Source organism: Methylobacterium sp. Leaf123 (assembly GCF_001423405.1).
Lineage (GTDB): Bacteria > Pseudomonadota > Alphaproteobacteria > Rhizobiales > Beijerinckiaceae > Methylobacterium.
In genome coordinates, this window is the sequence record NZ_LMNS01000012.1 from 463,910 (window position 1) to 479,273 (window position 15,364).

Genomic DNA, 15,364 nt, shown 5'->3' on the forward strand with positions numbered 1-15,364 from the left:
CTTTACCCAACTTCCGTGGGTATCGCACCGTCCACGTGCCGTCTCGGCATCAGTTCTTCGGTTCCGCGCCGGGCTCGGTCCGGTCGGGACGACCGAAGATCCAGTCGCGCGCTGCCTTGACCCAGGCCGGCTGGCCCTCGCGGCCGTCGCCGATCACCACCGTCGCGGTCATGCCCGCCACCAGGGTGACCTCCGGCGGCACGTGGTCGATGCGGATGCGCACCGGCACCCGCTGGGCGAGCCGCACCCAGGTATAGACTGGATCGACGTTCGGCAGCCCTTGCGTGCTTGTCGCGGCGTTGGCCGTCGAGATGCCGAGCGTCAGGCTCTCGACCGTGCCCTTCAGGGCGGCGCCGTAGCCCATCAGCGCCATCTCGGCGGGGGCGCCGACGCGGATATGCGCCATCTTGGTCTCTTCGAAATAGCCATCGACCCAGAAGGAATCGGTGTCGATCACCCGCGCGTTGGCGGTGCCGGTCTGGGCGTAATCGCCGACCCGCAGGAGCAGGTTCGTGACGCGCCCGTTCACCGTCGAGCGCACCTGCGTGCGCTCGAGATTCTTCTTCGCCTGCGAAAGCTGCGATTTGGCGGTCTCGAGCGCTGCCTCGGCGATCTTGGCGGTGCCCGCATATTGCTGCTTCTCCTCGACCGAGGTCGAGACCGTCGAGAGCGCGGCGCGCCGGGCCGACTGCGCCTGTTTCACCATGAGGTCGGCCTCACGGTTCTTGATCTCGGCCTCGGCCGAGACCACCGCCTCCTGATAGTCGAACGGGTCGATGACGTAGAGGACGTCGCCCTTCTTCACCTCCTGGTTGTCGGTGACGCGCAGCTCGACGATGGTGCCGGCGACCTGCGGGGCGATGTTGACCACCTGCACGCGGACCCGCCCGTCGCGGGTCCAGGGCGCGGTCACGTAGAACTGCCAGAGGATTGTGGCCGCCACCGCCGCGAAGGCGAGGACGAGACCGGTCGCGGCCAGCCGCAGCAGGCGGGCCCCGCGCCGACGCCGCGCGGCCGGGGGCGCCTTGGCCGGGCTCTGCCCTTTGCGCGGCTCGTCGGAAGGCGTCGCGTCGTCCGGGATGGGATCCTGTTGCCGGCTCTCGGCCGGCGCGTCGTCGTCGCGTTTCACAAGAGCACCACCACGAGCGCGAGAAGGCAAACGTAGATCCCCGCTTCCGCCAGCGGCGGGTTGGCGACGAAGCGCCCGAACCGGATCCAGCGGAACACGACCCGGAGGGCCACCAGCAGCGCGAAGGCGATCAGCGCGTAGGCGATGAAGGGCGAGACCAGGATCCCGCCGATGGTGAGGTCGTGCTGCATGGAAGACGTCAGGAACTGGGAAAGGAAAAGCGCCGGAAGAATCGCCGGTGCCGCCCGATAACGCGCGAGGCCGTCGCGAGGTCTGTTGCGGCCCGCGCGAGCTGCATGCGCACCGTGCGGTCCTGCACACGCGCCGCGCCGATCAGGGCGCGCGCCGCCCGGTCGAGATCGGCCGAGGCAGCGGCGGCGAGCGCGTCGCGCGCCTGACCGATCAGCGGGGCGAGGCTGCGGATGTCACTCAGGGCGCGCAGTTGGGCATGGGCCCGCGCGGCGGCGGCCTCCAACTGCGCGACGGCGAAAGCGTGATGCAGGCTCGCCCGGCGCACCGCGCCGCTGCCGGAATTCCAGGCCGAGAACTGGAACAGCCGGTCGGCATTGAGGCTGGTGCGCGTGGTGGCGTCGCCTCCCTCCCCGGCCAACGCTTCGGCGAGGTCTTCACGCGCCTCCTCGAGGGCGAAGGCCCGGTGCTGCGAGGCGGAGATCGGCAGGACGAGGCGGATCGTCAGGAACAGGATCACCGCCGCGAAGACGACCAGCAGCGCGTTCACGAGGAAGGTCTGCGGATCGTAGGATTGCGGGTTCTCCGGCGCCAGCAGCACCGGCGTGAAGACGAGGGTGATGAAGCCGATGGTGAAGCTCGGCGGATGGAGCGAGACGAGGCAGCCGAAGAAGACCGGCGGCGCCATGGCAATGGCGAGCAGGGGGAAGCCCTGATTGCCGTTGAGCATCACGAACAGGATGAACCCGGCGCAGAGGGCGGCCAGCGGCATCCCGATCAAGACGCCCTGCGCGAATTTTCGCGGATCGGGCGTGACCGAAGAGAGCGAGCAGGTGGCTGCGACCTGAACCAGGGCGAAGGAGGATTGCGGCAGCCCGAGCAGGATGAACAGGCCGGCGGCGAGGCCGAACGCGATCATCACGCGCAACGCCGCCCGCAGGGCGACCTGAAAGTCGCGATGGGTCGGCAAGGCGATGTCGCGCAGGGGCGCGTGGCCATCCGAGAGGGCGCGCAAACCGTCCTCGGCGAAGGTCGCGGCGTTGACGACATCGAGGGCGCGCTGAAGCGCCATGACCGCGTCGAGGGAAGCGTCGGCATCGCACATCCCGGCATCCACGAGGTCGCGCAGCCGCTCGCCGTCGCGGGCGAGCGCCTCGGGTTGCGATCCCTCCCCGTCCGAGACTGCGCGCAGGGCGAGCGCCTGCGCCTCCCGCACCCGCGCGTCGGGTTCGGGGATGCGGCTCATCGCGGCCGCGAGCGCCCGGCTCGCTGCGGCCAGGACGTAGAGCGCGGCGATGGCGCTGCGGGCGCCCGCGGCCCGATGCACGCCGTCGTCGAGTTCGCCCGCGATGGCGCTGGCATCCCCCCGCATCGGCGCGATCTGCCGGATCAGGGCGGCGGTGCGCTCGGGGCCGGGATCGCCCTGCGTCAGGCTCTCGCGGGCAAAGGCCTTGGCCGCCGCATGGGCCGCGGCGAGGCGCGGGAGCAGAGCTTTCCACGTGCTCGGCGAGGCGAGGGCATCGTTGATGAAGGTGATCGCGACGATGCCGACGGCGATCGCGGCGACGCGGCCGAGGGCGGCATCGAACACCGTCTGTGGCGCATCGATATGCGCGATCGCGATGATCGCCACGGTGTAGCCGGAGAGCATCGCCCCGTAGGCGCGGGTATCCTGCAGGAATTGCGCGACGAAGACGCAGAGGCCGAGCCAGCAGGCGAAGCTGACGAGCAGGAGCACCCGGTCCTGCCCGAACAGGGCCATCAGAACGATGCCGACGATGCCGCCGACCACCGTGCCGAGGAAGCGGTAGCCGGCCTTCGACAGGGCTTGGCCGCGCTTGGGCTGTGCGAGGATGCCGACGCAGACCGCAGCCGACGAGGCGCTGTCGAGCTGGAGCCAGAACGCGGCGTAGAGCGCCAGGATCATGGCGAGCCAGATCCGGATCGCGAAGGCCCAAGCGGCGGGTTGAGGCACCCAGCGGTCGAGGGTGTCGATCAGGCGCTCGCCGAGGCCAGCAGTGCCGGTCGGCTGCGCTGCCCCGCTCACCGCACCGTCTCGAGGCCGGGCGCCAGTTCCTGCCGCTGGTCCCGAGCTTGGCGCGCGACCCGCATCTGCCACAGGCACAGCAGCGGCGTGACGACGAGTTCGAGAGCAAGCGCCGCCAGCATGGTCAGCGACGGTACGCCGGTCAGCGAAAGCCCGAGCAGCCGTGCCAACCCGCCGAGGACCACGACGAGGGTGAGGAAGCGGAACAGCCGCGACTTGTCCTCGATGCCGGGCACGCAGGTGAAGAACAGGATGCCGATCCCGGTCAGCAGGCCCGACAGGTAGCGGAAATGGCTGTCGGCCGAGACGTTGACCGGGGTACCGCCGCCGATGCCGTCGATGCCGAACAGCACGCCGTAGAGCCCCGCCAGGACGGGGATGATGGCGGCGACCGCCACCGTGCGCTGCAGGATGCGGCGTTCACGCTCCATATCGGTGAGGCTTTCGTCTTCGATTCAAGGCGCTCCCGCGCACAGCCGGCATCCGCCGCGGCTCGGGAGCCCGTCAGGACAGGTCGGCAGGGCAACACCTTCGCTGCCGTTCGGTTCACCCGGTGCCGGTTCGATCGTCGGCGCGGGCGGCGCCCGACCGCGTCAGGCCTTCTGTTCCTTCAGGCGCTTGACGCACTTGCTGTAATATTGCGGCCATTTCGGACCCTGGGCCGTCTTCTCGGGGGCCGAGAGCGCGCGCCACTCGGCGCCGCACTTCTTCTGCCGCTCGCGCGCGGCAGATTGCGCCACGCTCGGCTCCTTCCCGGTCTGCTCCTTGGCCGTCTCCTTGGCGCTCGGTGCATTCCAGGCTTCCTTGGCCGTGGCGGCCTGGGCCAGGAGGAGCGGCGCGGCCAGCAGGGCGGCGGCGAAGAGACGAGAGAGCATTCGGGCAACTCCGGTGGGTTGGATTCGGCGGCTTCGCCGTCCACGCCGCATCACAGCCGCATCAGGGGCCAAAGAGCAAGCGCCCTCTACAACTTGCACACGATGGCTCCGGTTTTGTTACGGTCGCGCGCTTGCCGCCGCAAAGCGTCTCATGCGGCTTCGAGCAATGTCTCTGCGCAGAGCTTGGCCTTTGGCTTGAGCCACCGGGCCGTTCCGCGCTACCCCGTGACATGAAGATGGGCGCGGGCCCGCTTTTCCGGGATGCCAGCATGGCGGTCACGACGGCGCAGCCGATCGAACTCTACACGTGGAGCACGCCGAACGGGTGGAAGATCCCGATCATGCTCGAAGAGTGCGGTCTGCCCTACCGGGTCGTGCCGGTGAATATCGGCAAGGGCGAGCAGATGGCGCCCGACTTTCTCAGCATTTCTCCCAACAACAAGATCCCGGCCATCGTCGATCCGGACGGGCCGGGCGGCGCGCCGATCTCGGTGTTCGAGTCAGGTGCGATCCTGCAATATCTCGGGCGCAAGACCGGTTGCCTCTATCCAAACGACGAGCGCGCCCGCACCGCCGTCGATGAGTGGCTGTTCTGGCAGGTCGGCGGCCTCGGGCCCATGCTGGGCCAGGCCCACCATTTCCGCATCTACGCGCAGGAGAAGATCCCCTACGCCATCGATCGGTTCACGGAAGAAGCCAAGCGCCTCTACGGCGTCCTCGACCGACGGCTCGCCGCCCACGAATATCTCGCCGACACGTACTCGATCGCCGACATCGCCGCGCTGACCTGGGCGAAGTTCCACGGCAAGCAGGGCATCGCCATCGAGGAACTGCCCAACGTCCGCCGCTGGCTCGACGCGTTGCTTGCCCGGCCGGCGGTGCAGCGCGGCCTCACCGCGATCTGACGCGAGAGCATCCGACAGGTCCGAGACAGGTTTGTCCGCGGGCCGGCACACCTGCCGGGGAGCTTCAGGCCGGCCCGCGGGCCCGTCCGAACGCCGGGTTAGAGGCGAGGACAGGCTCCCCAATCTCGCGGACGATTGATGCTGCTTTGTGTCCGCCCGCGGCAGCGATCCGCCGTGACGGGGGGATCCGGCGCTCGTTTCCCGCCCGATGCAGACAGCCCTTGCGCGGCGCCGGCCGTAAGCCGTTGCCGGCGAACGATTTTGCTCGGCAAGCATTCGTCGGGGCAAAAATCAGAAGGCTTGGCGGCAAATTCCCGCTTGACGACCTGCCAATACGGACGCAGTCTACCTTCGTGCTTCGCACTTGCAAGCACATCGGCCAAGTCACCGCGTGGTCTTCGCGTGGTTTGTTGGCGAAAGCTGGAGGAGACTGGGATGACTCCACCGCAGCGTGAAGCCACGACGATAGTCTGAGAACCCGTTCGGTCTCGGACTGAGTGGCCCGCCACGAACACCGGACGGAAGCAGATCCTTAGGGGCGCAGAAGCGGCCGACACGGCACGACTTCGAACACGCATCAGCCCCACCTGCGGATCGCTTCCGCCGCGGTTCCTATTATCAGTGCAAAGGTTTTCGCCGTGCCAGCCGTCGAGGCTCGCGCGGATTTCAGCACGCGCCGTGCCGTCACAGCGAGACTTCAGCCGCACACCGTGCGGTGCGCGGCCGGTCTCGTGGCGACGAAACCGGCGACGCCCGGCCGGATTACTTGCCCGGGATTACTTGCCCGACAGAAGCGGCGACCAGGTCGGGTCCGAGGCGAAGGACGGGGTCGGCACCGGCTGCTCCACCTTGCCGGTGATATCGACCATGTAGAGCTTGCCGCCGCCCTGGCCGCCGGGATCGCGGAAGAACATCACGTATTGGCCGTTCGGCGCGAAGGTCGGGCTCTCGTTGTGGAAGCCCTCGGTCAGCACCCGCTCGCCCGAGCCGTCGGGCTTCATCACGCAGATGGCAAAGCCGCCCTTGCGCTGCCGGGTGAAGGCGATGAGGTCGCCGCGGGGCGACCAAGCCGGCTGCGAGGCCGAACCTTCGCCGAAGGAGAGCCGGCGCGGGTTCGAGCCGTCGGCGCCCATCACGTAGATCTGCTGCGAACCGCCGCGATCGGATTCGAACACGATCTGGCTGCCGTCCGGCGCGTAGCTCGGTGAGGTGTCGATCGCGAGCCCCTGCGTCACCGGCGTCTGCGCCTTCGAGGCGATATCGACGGTGACGATGTCGGCATTGCCGCCCTGCTGCACGCTCATGACGAGGCGGCGCCCGTCCGGCGAGAAGCGCGGGCTCGCGCTCATCGAGGCGAAGTTGCCGACGGTCTGGCGCTTGCCGGTCTCCAGATCGATCATCTGGACCTTGGGCTGCTGGCCCGGCGCCTGGGTCATGAAGGCGATGTCCTGCCCCGCCGGCGAGTAGCGCGGCGCCACCACCGAGACGTCGCCGCCCCCGGTCAGCGCACGAACGTTGGCGCCGTCCTGATCCATCACCATCAGGCGCTTGCGGCGGTTCTCCTTCGGGCCGGATTCATCGACGAAGGCGACCCGGCTGTCGAACCACGGCCCGAGGCCGGTGACCTTGGTATAGACCGCATCCGAGACGAGATGCCCGGTGCGGCGCGCATTGGCGACGTCGGTGCCGTATTGCTGGCCCGTGATCTGCTGGCCCGAGGCCACGTCCCAGAGGCGGAAGGCGACCGTGAGTCGGCCCGACGCGTCGCGCCCGACCCGGCCGGTCACCAGTGCCTGGACGCCGGCACCCTTCCACGCCTCGAAGTTCGGCGCGGCGTCGAAGCTCGGGTTCTCGGGGAAGCGCCCCTTCTCCAGCGGCGTGAAGTAGCCGGAGCGGCGCAGGTTGTTGGTGATGACGCTGGCGACCAGCGTGCCGAGGCTGGCATCCCCCGCGAAGTCGGCGATGGCGATCGGCATCGGCTGGAAGGCGCCGCTGCCGATGCGGAGCTGAAGCTGCGCCCGCGCCGGCGTCGCAGCGGGCAGGGCCAGGGCGAGGACGCCGAGCGCGGCCGTGAGCGCCGGCAGGAGGGTGCGCCGGGTGAAGGCTGTTCCAGGCATGGGACAAGTCCAGGTCGTTCAGGGATGCGAGAAGGGAAGGCCGATGACGCGGTGGATCGGCGGGTCGAGCCGGCGGATCACACGGGCGAGAACTCGAACTCGGCGTTGATGGCCTTCCAGTCGTTGTAATACGGCGCGTACTGGGCCGGAATCTTGAAGGGCGCGCAGCGCCGCACCGCCCGAAGCGCCGCCTGGGCGATCGACTGATCGACCGAGTTGTTGCCGGCGCGCATGACCCGTGGCTCGGCGGTGAGCGATCCGTCCGGGTTGAGGCGGATGTCGAGCATCGGCAGCACCACGCCCTGCGTCGCACCGGGCGGCGCAGAGTAGCACCGCTCGATCTGCTGTTGCAGCATGCCGACGAGGGCGTCGCGCAGCGACGGCGAAAGGCGCTGGGCGGTGCCGGAGGCCGCGCCGAGCGAGGCGGTGCGCTGCACTTCGCGGCCGGTCGCGCCGGTCGATTGCGAGGCGGCGCGGGTCTGCGTCTCGCGGCTGTCGCCCGGGCTGGTCCTGTTGGCGAGTTCCGCCTGCTGGCGTGCCTTGGCCTCGGCATCGGCCTTCGCCCTGGCGTCGGCCATCGCCTTGGCCTTGGCTTTCGCGGCGGCGTCGGCTTTCGCCTTGGCCTCGGCATCCGCCTTGGCTTTGGCTTCGGCGACCTGCTTGCGGTGCTCGGCCTCCGCCTCGGCTTTCGTGGCGGCGTCCGCCTTGGCCTTCGCTTCGGCTTTCGCCTCTGCCTCGGCCTTAGCCTCCGCTTTGGCCTTGGCGTCAGCCTTCGCCTTGGCCTCCGCGCGCGCCTTGGCCTTTGCCTCGGCGGCCTTGGCGGCGGCTTCGGCCTCGGCTTCTTCGCGCTCGACCAGCTTCTGCAATTCCTCGCGCTTCTCGGCCTCCGCCTTCGCGGCGGCGGCCTTCGCTTCGGCCGCCTTGGCCGCTTCGGCCTTCGCCGCTTCGGCCTTGGCGGCGGCATCCGCCTTCGCTTTGACCTCGGCCTTGGCCTTCGCCTCGGCGGCCTTGGCTGCGGCCGCCTTCTCGGCTTCGGCCTTGGCGGCCTCCGCCTTGGCCGCGGCAGCCTCCGCCTCCTCCTTTACCGGATCGGCGGAGTCGGCCCGCAGCGGCATCGCATCGACGGCGGCGAGCCGGGTGTCGGCGGTGCGGGTGGGCGCGGCCGGCGCGTCGGTCTTGGCGTTCTCGGGCTCGCGCTGCTCGTGCTTCTCCGCCATGCGGTCGGCGCGGTTCGGGGTGTTCTCGGGCTTTTCGGCGTTGCGCTCGCCGCGGGTCAATTCCGAGAATTGCTGCTCGGTCAGCACCTCGACCGGCACGCCCTCCTGCGCGTCCGGCAGGGCCGGCGCGGCGACGGCGAACAGGGCGGCGCCCAGCACGGCGGCATGGGCCGCGGCCGAGATCCAGACGCCGGGCTCGCGATTTCGAAAAGACTCAGGCCAGCGCAGAGCCACGGTGCCTTGCTCCGCTAATTCGATTCCGGCTCGGTGACGAGGGCGACCTTCTTGAAGCCGCCGCCGGTCACGATCGCCATCACCTGGGCCACGCGCCCGTAATCGACGCGCTTGTCGCCGCGCACGAACACCCGCTCCTCGGTGCCGGTCTTGGAGGTCTGCATGAGCTGGGGCACGATGTCGTCGTCCTTCAGCTCGATCTCACCGAGATAGATCTCGCCGGTCCGGCGAATCGACAGCGTGATCGGCTTCATATCGGAGTTGAGCGGGCTCGCCTTCGATTGCGGCAGGTCGAGGGGCACGCCGACCGTCATCATCGGCGCCGCGACCATGAAGACGATCAGCAGCACCAGCACGACGTCGATGAACGGCGTCATGTTGATCTCGTTGATGGCGCCTGGTCCGCGCCGTCCGCGGCGGCGGCGCTTGCCGCCACCCTGCGCCGCGCCGTGCGTCATGCCCATCGATTCAGCTCCGCTTTCGATCTGTTTCACACGGTCATGCGGCGACCGAGAGGCGCTCGTCGATCTGGCGTGACAGGATCGCCGAGAACTCGTCGGCGAAGCCTTCGAGCCGCGATTGCGACTTCGCGACGGTGGCCTGGAGCTTGTTGTAGGCGAGCACCGCCGGGATCGCCGCGAACAGGCCGATGGCGGTGGCGAACAGGGCCTCGGCGATGCCGGGCGCCACGACGGCGAGCGAGGTGTTTTTTGACGCCGCGATCGAGGTGAAGGCGGTCATGATGCCCCAGACCGTGCCGAACAGGCCGATATAGGGGCCCGCCGAGCCGATCGAGGCGAGGAACAGGAGGCGGGAATCGAGCCGCTCGACCTCGCGCTGGATCGTGACGTCGAGCACCTTGTCGATGCGCTGCGACAGTGAGTGGATCTGCCGGCCCGAACCTTCGAAGGAGCGTTTCCACTCCCGCATGGCGGCGACGAACAGGGCGCCGAGGCCGGTGGGCTGGCGGTCGTTGAAGGAGCGGTAGAGTTCCTCCAGCGAGCGGCCGGACCAGAACGCCTCCTCGAAGGCATCCATCTCGGCTTCCGTGCGCCGGAACAGGAGCGTCTTGTCGACGATGATCGACCAGCACCAGATCGAGGCGCCGAGCAGGCCCACCATCACGAGCTTCACGACGAAGTGGGCCTGCCAGAACAGGCCGAACAGGCTCATGTCTGCGACGGGCGCGGCCTGAATGGCATCGGCTGGAGTCATCGAACGATCCTCGCGTCGTCAGGGCCGCGCAAGAGCGCACCGGACTGCCGACTGATCCTTTGAGCGATGCCGATTGAGATCACTCGGGAATCTGTCGAAAGTAAGGGTCGGGACCGGTGCCGGCTCCGTCCGTTCTGCGGCGCAGCGCGCAGCGTCTCGCATTCGAGTCTAAGGCCGGGTCAGGGTTAAGATCGCGTTACGGTCAGGCCCGTGCGCTCGCCTCCTTCCGGGCAGGCGAGAGGCTCAGGCGCAAAATCCCGCATTCGATCGGGACAAAAATCAGTTTTGAAACGCTTTGGAATTGCAGCTCAATTGATTTTATCGATCAGTGGTTAAGTTTTCGCGTCCGTTTACGAAACATAAATAAACATGTTATGTCTTGTTTCTCAAGCGATGAGGGCTGCTTGAGCCCTGCACGAGGGAGAGCGCTCCCATGATACGCAAGCGAAAATTCTTTCCCGCGAGGTATCCGGCTGAGCAGAATCCGGGGCCGCAGGAGCGGCACGCCGTCGATTTCGCGGCGATCATGCATGCGCTTCCCGTCAACGTGCTCGTCCTCCACCCCACGGACGCGACGATCACCTTCGCCAACCGGCGCAGCGTCGAGACGCTGCACAGCCTGCGGGCCCATCTGCCGGCCTCCGTGAACCCGGACGCCATGGTGGGGCTCACGATGGACGTGTTCCATAAGAACCCATCAGCGCAGCATCGTCGCCGACCCGACCCGTCTGCCCTGGCGCACCAAGATCAAGCTCGGCCCGAAGACGCTCGATCTCCACGTCTCCCCTGTCCGTGATGTGGAGGGGCGATACATCGCCGCCGTCCTGTCTTGGGCCGACGTGACGCCCCTCGCCGATTCGATCGCCAGCTTCGACGCTTCCGTCCGGGCCGCACTCGGCGAGGCCTCCGAGGCCACCGGTGCGATGCGCGGAGCGGCCGAGCAGGTCCTCTCGGCGACCGACGCGACCGCCCGGGCTGCGGACAGCGCCGCGAGCGGAGCGAACGACACGACGATGAACGTTCAGTCCGTCGCCGCCGCCGTCGAAGAACTGACCGCCTCGAACAGCGAGATCACCCGGCAGGTGAGCCGCTCCAGCGCCGCGACCGGGCAGGCCGTGACCGAGGCGGGCTCGGCGATGGAGAGCGTGAAGGCCCTCTCGGAAACATCGCAGCGTATCGGCGAGGTTGTCGGGCTGATCAGCTCGATCGCGAACCAGACCAACCTGCTCGCGCTCAACGCCACCATCGAGGCGGCTCGGGCGGGCGAGGCCGGACGGGGCTTCGCCGTGGTGGCAACCGAGGTCAAAGTGCTCGCCGGACAGACCGCCAAGGCCACCGGCGAGATCGCGCAGCATATCGGGCTGATCCAGGCGGCAACCTCGCAGACGGTCGCGGCCATCGAGCGGATTTCCGGGGTGATCCGCGGCCTCGACGAGGGCGCCGCCACCATCGCCGCCGCGGTCGAGGAGCAATCCGTCACGGCCGGCGAGATCAGCCGGAGCGCCCGCGAGGCGGCCGACCGCACCGGGCTCGTCGGAGGCAGCATCGAGGAGGTGGCCGCCACGGCCGAGACCTCGGCCGGCTCGGCCCGCTCGGTCCTTTCCGCCACGACGATCCTCGACCGGCAGATGGAGCAGGTGACGCGGGCGGTTCAGGATTTCCTGGTCGAGGTCAGGCGGATCTGAGCCCGGCCGGCGTCAGGGCACGCCGCAATCCGTCGGGAAGGCGGATCGCACGGCCGTTCCTGACGCAGGCGACCACGACCTCGGCGCGCACCAGCACCGCGTCCCCGCGACGGACCTCCTGGGCGAGGTGCATGGAGGCGCCGCGCAACTCGCTCGACCGGGTGTGAACCTCGATCCAGTCGTCCATGCGGGCGGGCTTGAGAAAGTCGAGGGTCATCTTCCGCACGACGAAGACGAGCCCTGTGCCTTCCGCGTGCATCTTCGACTGGTCGCCCGCGAGCGAACGCAGGAGTTCGGTGCGGCCCCGCTCCATGAAGCGCAGGTAACTCGCGTGGTAGACGAAGCCCGAGAAATCGGTGTCCTCGTAGTAGATGCGCAGCGGAAGGCGGTGCGCGTCGGCGCCTGTGGTCGGATCCATGGACGTCCGGGTTCGTGGAGATCCCGTCATGTAGCGAGTCTCGTCACAGGTGGCGAGAGGTCGGGTTGCGCCCCGGTCGGCGAGCCGGCTCGGCACCTGAAACGGTGTCTCGAATGGCAAGGGCCGCCCCTTTCGAGGGCGGCCCTGCACGGTAGTCGGGTTCGCGTCGATCAGCCGCCGATGCGGTTCGCGAGGCTGGCCGAGTGGGCGTGCTCGTCGGCGATGTAGGGCAGGGCCTCGTTGGCGAAGGTGCGGCCGGCGGCGCTGTCGCCGTTGCGGGCATAGGTGCCGTAGAGCGCCAGGGTGCGCGCATCCGAGCGGGCCTGGCCGTTGATATAGGCCCGGTCGAACTCGCGGCTGTTGCGGGCGGAGCGCAGGCGCTCCAGGCGCTGCTGGCCGTTCGGGCCGAGGGCGACGCGGCGGCCGGGCTCACCCGGGCTGTTGTCGATCAGGCCGACCCCGCCGAGCACGCCGCCGACGATGCCAGTGCCGATGTTGGCGGCCAGCGTCACCGGGGCCAGCACCACGCCGATCGGGTTGTCGAGGCGGGTGGGGATACCCTGCTGGTCGGAGACGACGCGACCGCTGGCGGTCAGCGAGGTGCCCTCGGGCAGCAGCGCCCGGGTGGTGGCCTGGCGCTCGACCAGAATCCGGTTGGCGTAGTTGCGCACGCGCGGATTGCGGGAACGCTCCAGGGCGATCCGGCTGGCTTCGATGCTGGTGGCATCCGAGCGCAGGGCCTCGGCGCGGAAGTCGCGGGTGTCGGTTCCGGCGCGCCCGATCGGCGCGTCGCTGCCGATGCGCAGCGGCAGGGCGTCCTGAGCCAGGGCGGGCGTGGCGAGGGCAGCGACGGACAGGCCGAGGGCGGCCAGGACGGTCGTCTTCATGGCGGAGAGTTCCTTGAAGGTCGTGCTGGAATCGTTCGTTGGGGCCGGCGCTCCCGAAGGGCGTGGTCGGGGCCTCAACTTGTGCGATGCACGCCTGTTCCGCATGCAGCGGGCTTCCCCTTGGGGAGGTGTCGATGCGCCGGTTTGCCGCTGGAAGAAACAACCTGTCTTGAATAAGTTGTTTTATAACAATGTTTTGCAATGGATAATCGTGGCGAAGAGCATCGCCGGCTCAGTCTGAAACGATTAAAACATCCCTATTTTTGCTCCGCTCACGACGCCGGTGATATGTCCCCAGCGCATATCTCAGCGTTTCCGGCCATCGGTTCCAAGATCGACCACGACGATCTCCGGCGGCACGCCGAATCGCACCGGCGCGATGCTCGTGCCGAGCCCGCCGGAGGTGATGAGGTCCGCCTGCTCGCGGATATGGCCGTAGGCGAAGCGGTTGCCGTAGCGGGAGGGGACGACGGGGGAGCGGCCGAATAGGCGCACCTGTCCGCCATGGGTATGGCCCGAGAGCGTGAGCGCGATCCGCGGCGGCACCTGCGGAAAGATGTCGGGCTCGTGTGCCAGCAGAATCGCGGGCGCGCCGTCTGGGATCTTCGCCAGCGTGCCGGCCAGGTCGTCGAGGCCGATGCGAGGATGACCATGGCGCTTCCGACCCGGCAGGAGCGCGAGCTGGTCGCCAAGGCCGGCGAGCCAGACGGTGTGACCTTTGACCGAGAGCGGCAGCGCGTCGTTCTCCAGCACGGGGATACCGACGCGCCGAAGCGCCTCGCCCGCGATCGTCGGGCCGGCACCACGGGCCTGCGCCGTCTTGTCCTCCCACCAATCGTGATTGCCGAGGATGGCGTAGGTGCCCAGCGGTGCCGCGAGTTGTCCGAGCACCGGCGCCCATTCGGCGGCGTCCACGTAGCGCGTGACGACCCGCATGCCGGCGACGTAGTCGCCGGGCAGCACGATCACGTCGCCTTGGAGGGCGTTGGCCGCCGCGACGATCCCGGCGATGCGTGCCGTCGACATCCAGGGCTCGCAGGCATGGATGTCGGCAAGGGCGACGATCCGCAGGGTCAGGCCCTCCGGCCAAGGGCCGATCGGCTGCAGGCGTTAGCGCGTCACCGCGAGCCGCATCGGCTCGATGCCGACCGCATAGGCGCCCGTACCCGCCCCGGTCAGCGCCGTCGCGCCGAGCCCGACCGGCACCGTCCGTCGCGTGACGGAGGCGGAGCTTCGGTCCTCAGGCATCCGGGTCGTCGCTGCCGCCGAACAGGCCGAACTGCGAGCCGGGATCGCGCCGGGGTTCGGCAAAGCCCATGTGCCGGAAGGCATGTGGCGTCAGCACCCGCCCGCGCGGGGTGCGCTGCACGAAGCCCTTCTGGATCAGGTAGGGCTCGATGATGTCCTCGATCGCGTCGCGCGGCTCGGAGAGGGCCGCGGCGATGGTCTCGATGCCGACCGGGCCGCCGCCGAACGAAGTGGCGATCAGGGTGAGATACTTGCGATCCATCACGTCGAGGCCGACGGGATCGACGTCGAGCATCTGCAGCGCCCGGTCGGCGATGGCGCGGCTGACCGTCGTCGCGTCCTCGACGATGGCGAAGTCGCGCACGCGGCGCAGCAGGCGCCCGGCGATGCGCGGGGTGCCGCGGGCCCGCTTGGCGATCTCGTTGGCGCCCTCCTCCGACATGCCGAGGCCGAGCACCCGCGCACCGCGGCGGACGATGAGTTCCAGCTCGTCGATCTCGTAGAATTCGAGGCGGATCGGGATGCCGAAGCGGTCGCGCAGCGGCGTGGTGAGCAGGCCCGCACGGGTGGTGGCGCCGACGAGGGTGAATTTCGGCAGCTCGATCTTCACCGAGCGGGCGGCCGGGCCTTCGCCGATGATGAGGTCGAGTTGGTAATCCTCCATCGCCGGGTAGAGGATTTCCTCCACCGCCGGGTTGAGGCGGTGGATCTCGTCGATGAACAGGACGTCGCGCTCCTCCAGATTGGTGAGCTGCGCGGCCAGATCGCCGGCCTTGGCGATCACCGGGCCGGAGGTCGAGCGGAAGTTGACGCCGAGTTCGCGGGCGACGATCTGCGCCAGCGTCGTCTTGCCGAGGCCCGGCGGGCCGACGAACAGGACGTGATCGAGGGCCTGACCGGTCTTCTTGGCCGACTCGATGAAGATCTGCATGTTGGCGCGCGCCGCCCGCTGCCCGATGAACTCGGAGAGGCTCAAGGGGCGGATCGACTGGTCGGCGTCGTCCGGCCGGCGCTCGGGGCTCAGCAGGGTCTTGCCGGGCTTGGCGGTCTTGTCTTCGCTCACGGGGGTCTCGCGGGGCGTCGGCCGAATGGCCCTCGCAAAACGCCCGCGGCGCCGTCGCCCCGAGGGGAAACGGTCGGCGACCGGGCGTCTCGTGAGGCATTCCGACCTCGCGTTTTGCACATCCTGCACGCCCGC

Annotated in this window: 16 protein-coding genes and 1 pseudogene; 4 read left to right on the forward strand and 13 right to left on the reverse strand. The window is 68.9% G+C overall.

The genetic code is table 11. The features are described from left to right. Positions 1 to 49: 49 nt before the first annotated feature. The 5 genes from ASF53_RS11920 to ASF53_RS11940 form a co-directional block, all read right to left on the reverse strand. The gene (locus tag ASF53_RS11920) at positions 50 to 1,129 is read right to left on the reverse strand and encodes an efflux RND transporter periplasmic adaptor subunit (RefSeq protein ID WP_056198160.1); all 1,080 of its coding nucleotides are present in this window, start codon (positions 1,127 to 1,129) and stop codon (positions 50 to 52) included. Further along, the gene (locus ASF53_RS11925; RefSeq protein ID WP_056198162.1) at positions 1,126 to 1,320 is read right to left on the reverse strand and encodes a DUF1656 domain-containing protein; all 195 of its coding nucleotides are present in this window, start codon (positions 1,318 to 1,320) and stop codon (positions 1,126 to 1,128) included. The genes ASF53_RS11920 and ASF53_RS11925 overlap by 4 nt, the downstream gene beginning before the upstream one ends. Before the next feature lie 8 nt (positions 1,321 to 1,328). After that, positions 1,329 to 3,365 (reverse strand): FUSC family protein, encoded by a 2,037-nt coding sequence (locus ASF53_RS11930; RefSeq protein WP_056198164.1) that lies wholly within the window; start codon positions 3,363 to 3,365, stop codon positions 1,329 to 1,331. Further along, entirely contained in the window at positions 3,362 to 3,796 is a 435-nt protein-coding gene (locus ASF53_RS11935) for a DUF4345 domain-containing protein (protein ID WP_056198166.1), read from the reverse strand. Before ASF53_RS11935 ends, ASF53_RS11930 begins: the two co-directional genes overlap by 4 nt. A gap of 162 nt (positions 3,797 to 3,958) precedes the next feature. Next, positions 3,959 to 4,240, reverse strand: a complete 282-nt coding sequence (locus ASF53_RS11940) for a hypothetical protein (RefSeq protein WP_056198168.1) — start codon at positions 4,238 to 4,240, stop codon at positions 3,959 to 3,961. A gap of 269 nt (positions 4,241 to 4,509) precedes the next feature. Between ASF53_RS11940 and ASF53_RS11945 the strand changes: the two genes are divergently transcribed. Continuing rightward, a complete protein-coding gene (locus ASF53_RS11945; protein ID WP_056198484.1) occupies positions 4,510 to 5,145 on the forward strand; it encodes a glutathione S-transferase N-terminal domain-containing protein in 636 nt (211 codons plus the stop codon). Positions 5,146 to 5,921: 776 nt separating this feature from the next. On the opposite strand, the gene tolB is transcribed toward ASF53_RS11945, so the two are convergent. The 4 genes from tolB to tolQ all read right to left on the reverse strand — a co-directional run bounded on the left by tolB (position 5,922) and on the right by tolQ (position 9,928). Then, a complete protein-coding gene (gene tolB, locus ASF53_RS11950; protein WP_056198170.1) occupies positions 5,922 to 7,262 on the reverse strand; it encodes a Tol-Pal system beta propeller repeat protein TolB in 1,341 nt (446 codons plus the stop codon). A 77-nt stretch (positions 7,263 to 7,339) separates the two neighbouring features. Beyond that, positions 7,340 to 8,713 carry a cell envelope integrity protein TolA gene (gene tolA / locus ASF53_RS11955; RefSeq protein WP_056198172.1) on the reverse strand — a complete coding sequence of 458 codons (1,374 nt, stop codon included), beginning with the start codon at positions 8,711 to 8,713 and terminating at the stop codon, positions 7,340 to 7,342. Positions 8,714 to 8,727: 14 nt separating this feature from the next. Next, positions 8,728 to 9,177 (reverse strand): ExbD/TolR family protein, encoded by a 450-nt coding sequence (locus tag ASF53_RS11960; protein ID WP_056198174.1) that lies wholly within the window; start codon positions 9,175 to 9,177, stop codon positions 8,728 to 8,730. Between the two features lie 34 nt (positions 9,178 to 9,211). Next, positions 9,212 to 9,928 carry a protein TolQ gene (tolQ, locus tag ASF53_RS11965; RefSeq protein WP_056198177.1) on the reverse strand — a complete coding sequence of 239 codons (717 nt, stop codon included), beginning with the start codon at positions 9,926 to 9,928 and terminating at the stop codon, positions 9,212 to 9,214. Between the two features lie 433 nt (positions 9,929 to 10,361). On the opposite strand from tolQ, the gene ASF53_RS26670 reads away from it, so the two are divergent. Both ASF53_RS26670 and ASF53_RS11970 read left to right on the forward strand, forming a co-directional pair. Then, entirely contained in the window at positions 10,362 to 10,724 is a 363-nt protein-coding gene (locus ASF53_RS26670) for a hypothetical protein (protein WP_286134350.1), read from the forward strand. A gap of 43 nt (positions 10,725 to 10,767) precedes the next feature. Further along, complete coding sequence (locus tag ASF53_RS11970; protein WP_286134351.1) at positions 10,768 to 11,613, forward strand: methyl-accepting chemotaxis protein; 846 nt, start codon at positions 10,768 to 10,770, stop codon at positions 11,611 to 11,613. Here ASF53_RS11970 and ybgC read toward each other — a convergent pair. Together ybgC and ASF53_RS11980 are read right to left on the reverse strand one after the other, a co-directional pair. Beyond that, positions 11,600 to 12,031, reverse strand: coding sequence for a tol-pal system-associated acyl-CoA thioesterase (gene ybgC, locus ASF53_RS11975; protein WP_056198179.1), 432 nt, complete (start codon positions 12,029 to 12,031; stop codon positions 11,600 to 11,602). The genes ASF53_RS11970 and ybgC overlap by 14 nt on opposite strands. 170 nt (positions 12,032 to 12,201) lie before the next feature. Continuing rightward, entirely contained in the window at positions 12,202 to 12,918 is a 717-nt protein-coding gene (locus ASF53_RS11980; protein ID WP_056198181.1) for a DUF4142 domain-containing protein, read from the reverse strand. A 13-nt stretch (positions 12,919 to 12,931) separates the two neighbouring features. On the opposite strand from ASF53_RS11980, the gene ASF53_RS25725 reads away from it, so the two are divergent. Further along, positions 12,932 to 13,159, forward strand: coding sequence for a hypothetical protein (locus tag ASF53_RS25725; protein WP_156635523.1), 228 nt, complete (start codon positions 12,932 to 12,934; stop codon positions 13,157 to 13,159). Positions 13,160 to 13,224: 65 nt separating this feature from the next. On the opposite strand, the pseudogene ASF53_RS11985 reads toward ASF53_RS25725, so the two are convergent. Beyond that, positions 13,225 to 14,166 (reverse strand): annotated as a pseudogene (locus ASF53_RS11985) (metallophosphoesterase). Beyond that, on the reverse strand, positions 14,159 to 15,229 hold the full coding sequence (ruvB, locus tag ASF53_RS11990; RefSeq protein ID WP_056198182.1) for a Holliday junction branch migration DNA helicase RuvB: 1,071 nt from the start codon (positions 15,227 to 15,229) through the stop codon (positions 14,159 to 14,161). Before ruvB ends, ASF53_RS11985 begins: the two are co-directional and overlap by 8 nt. Positions 15,230 to 15,364 lie beyond the last annotated feature (135 nt).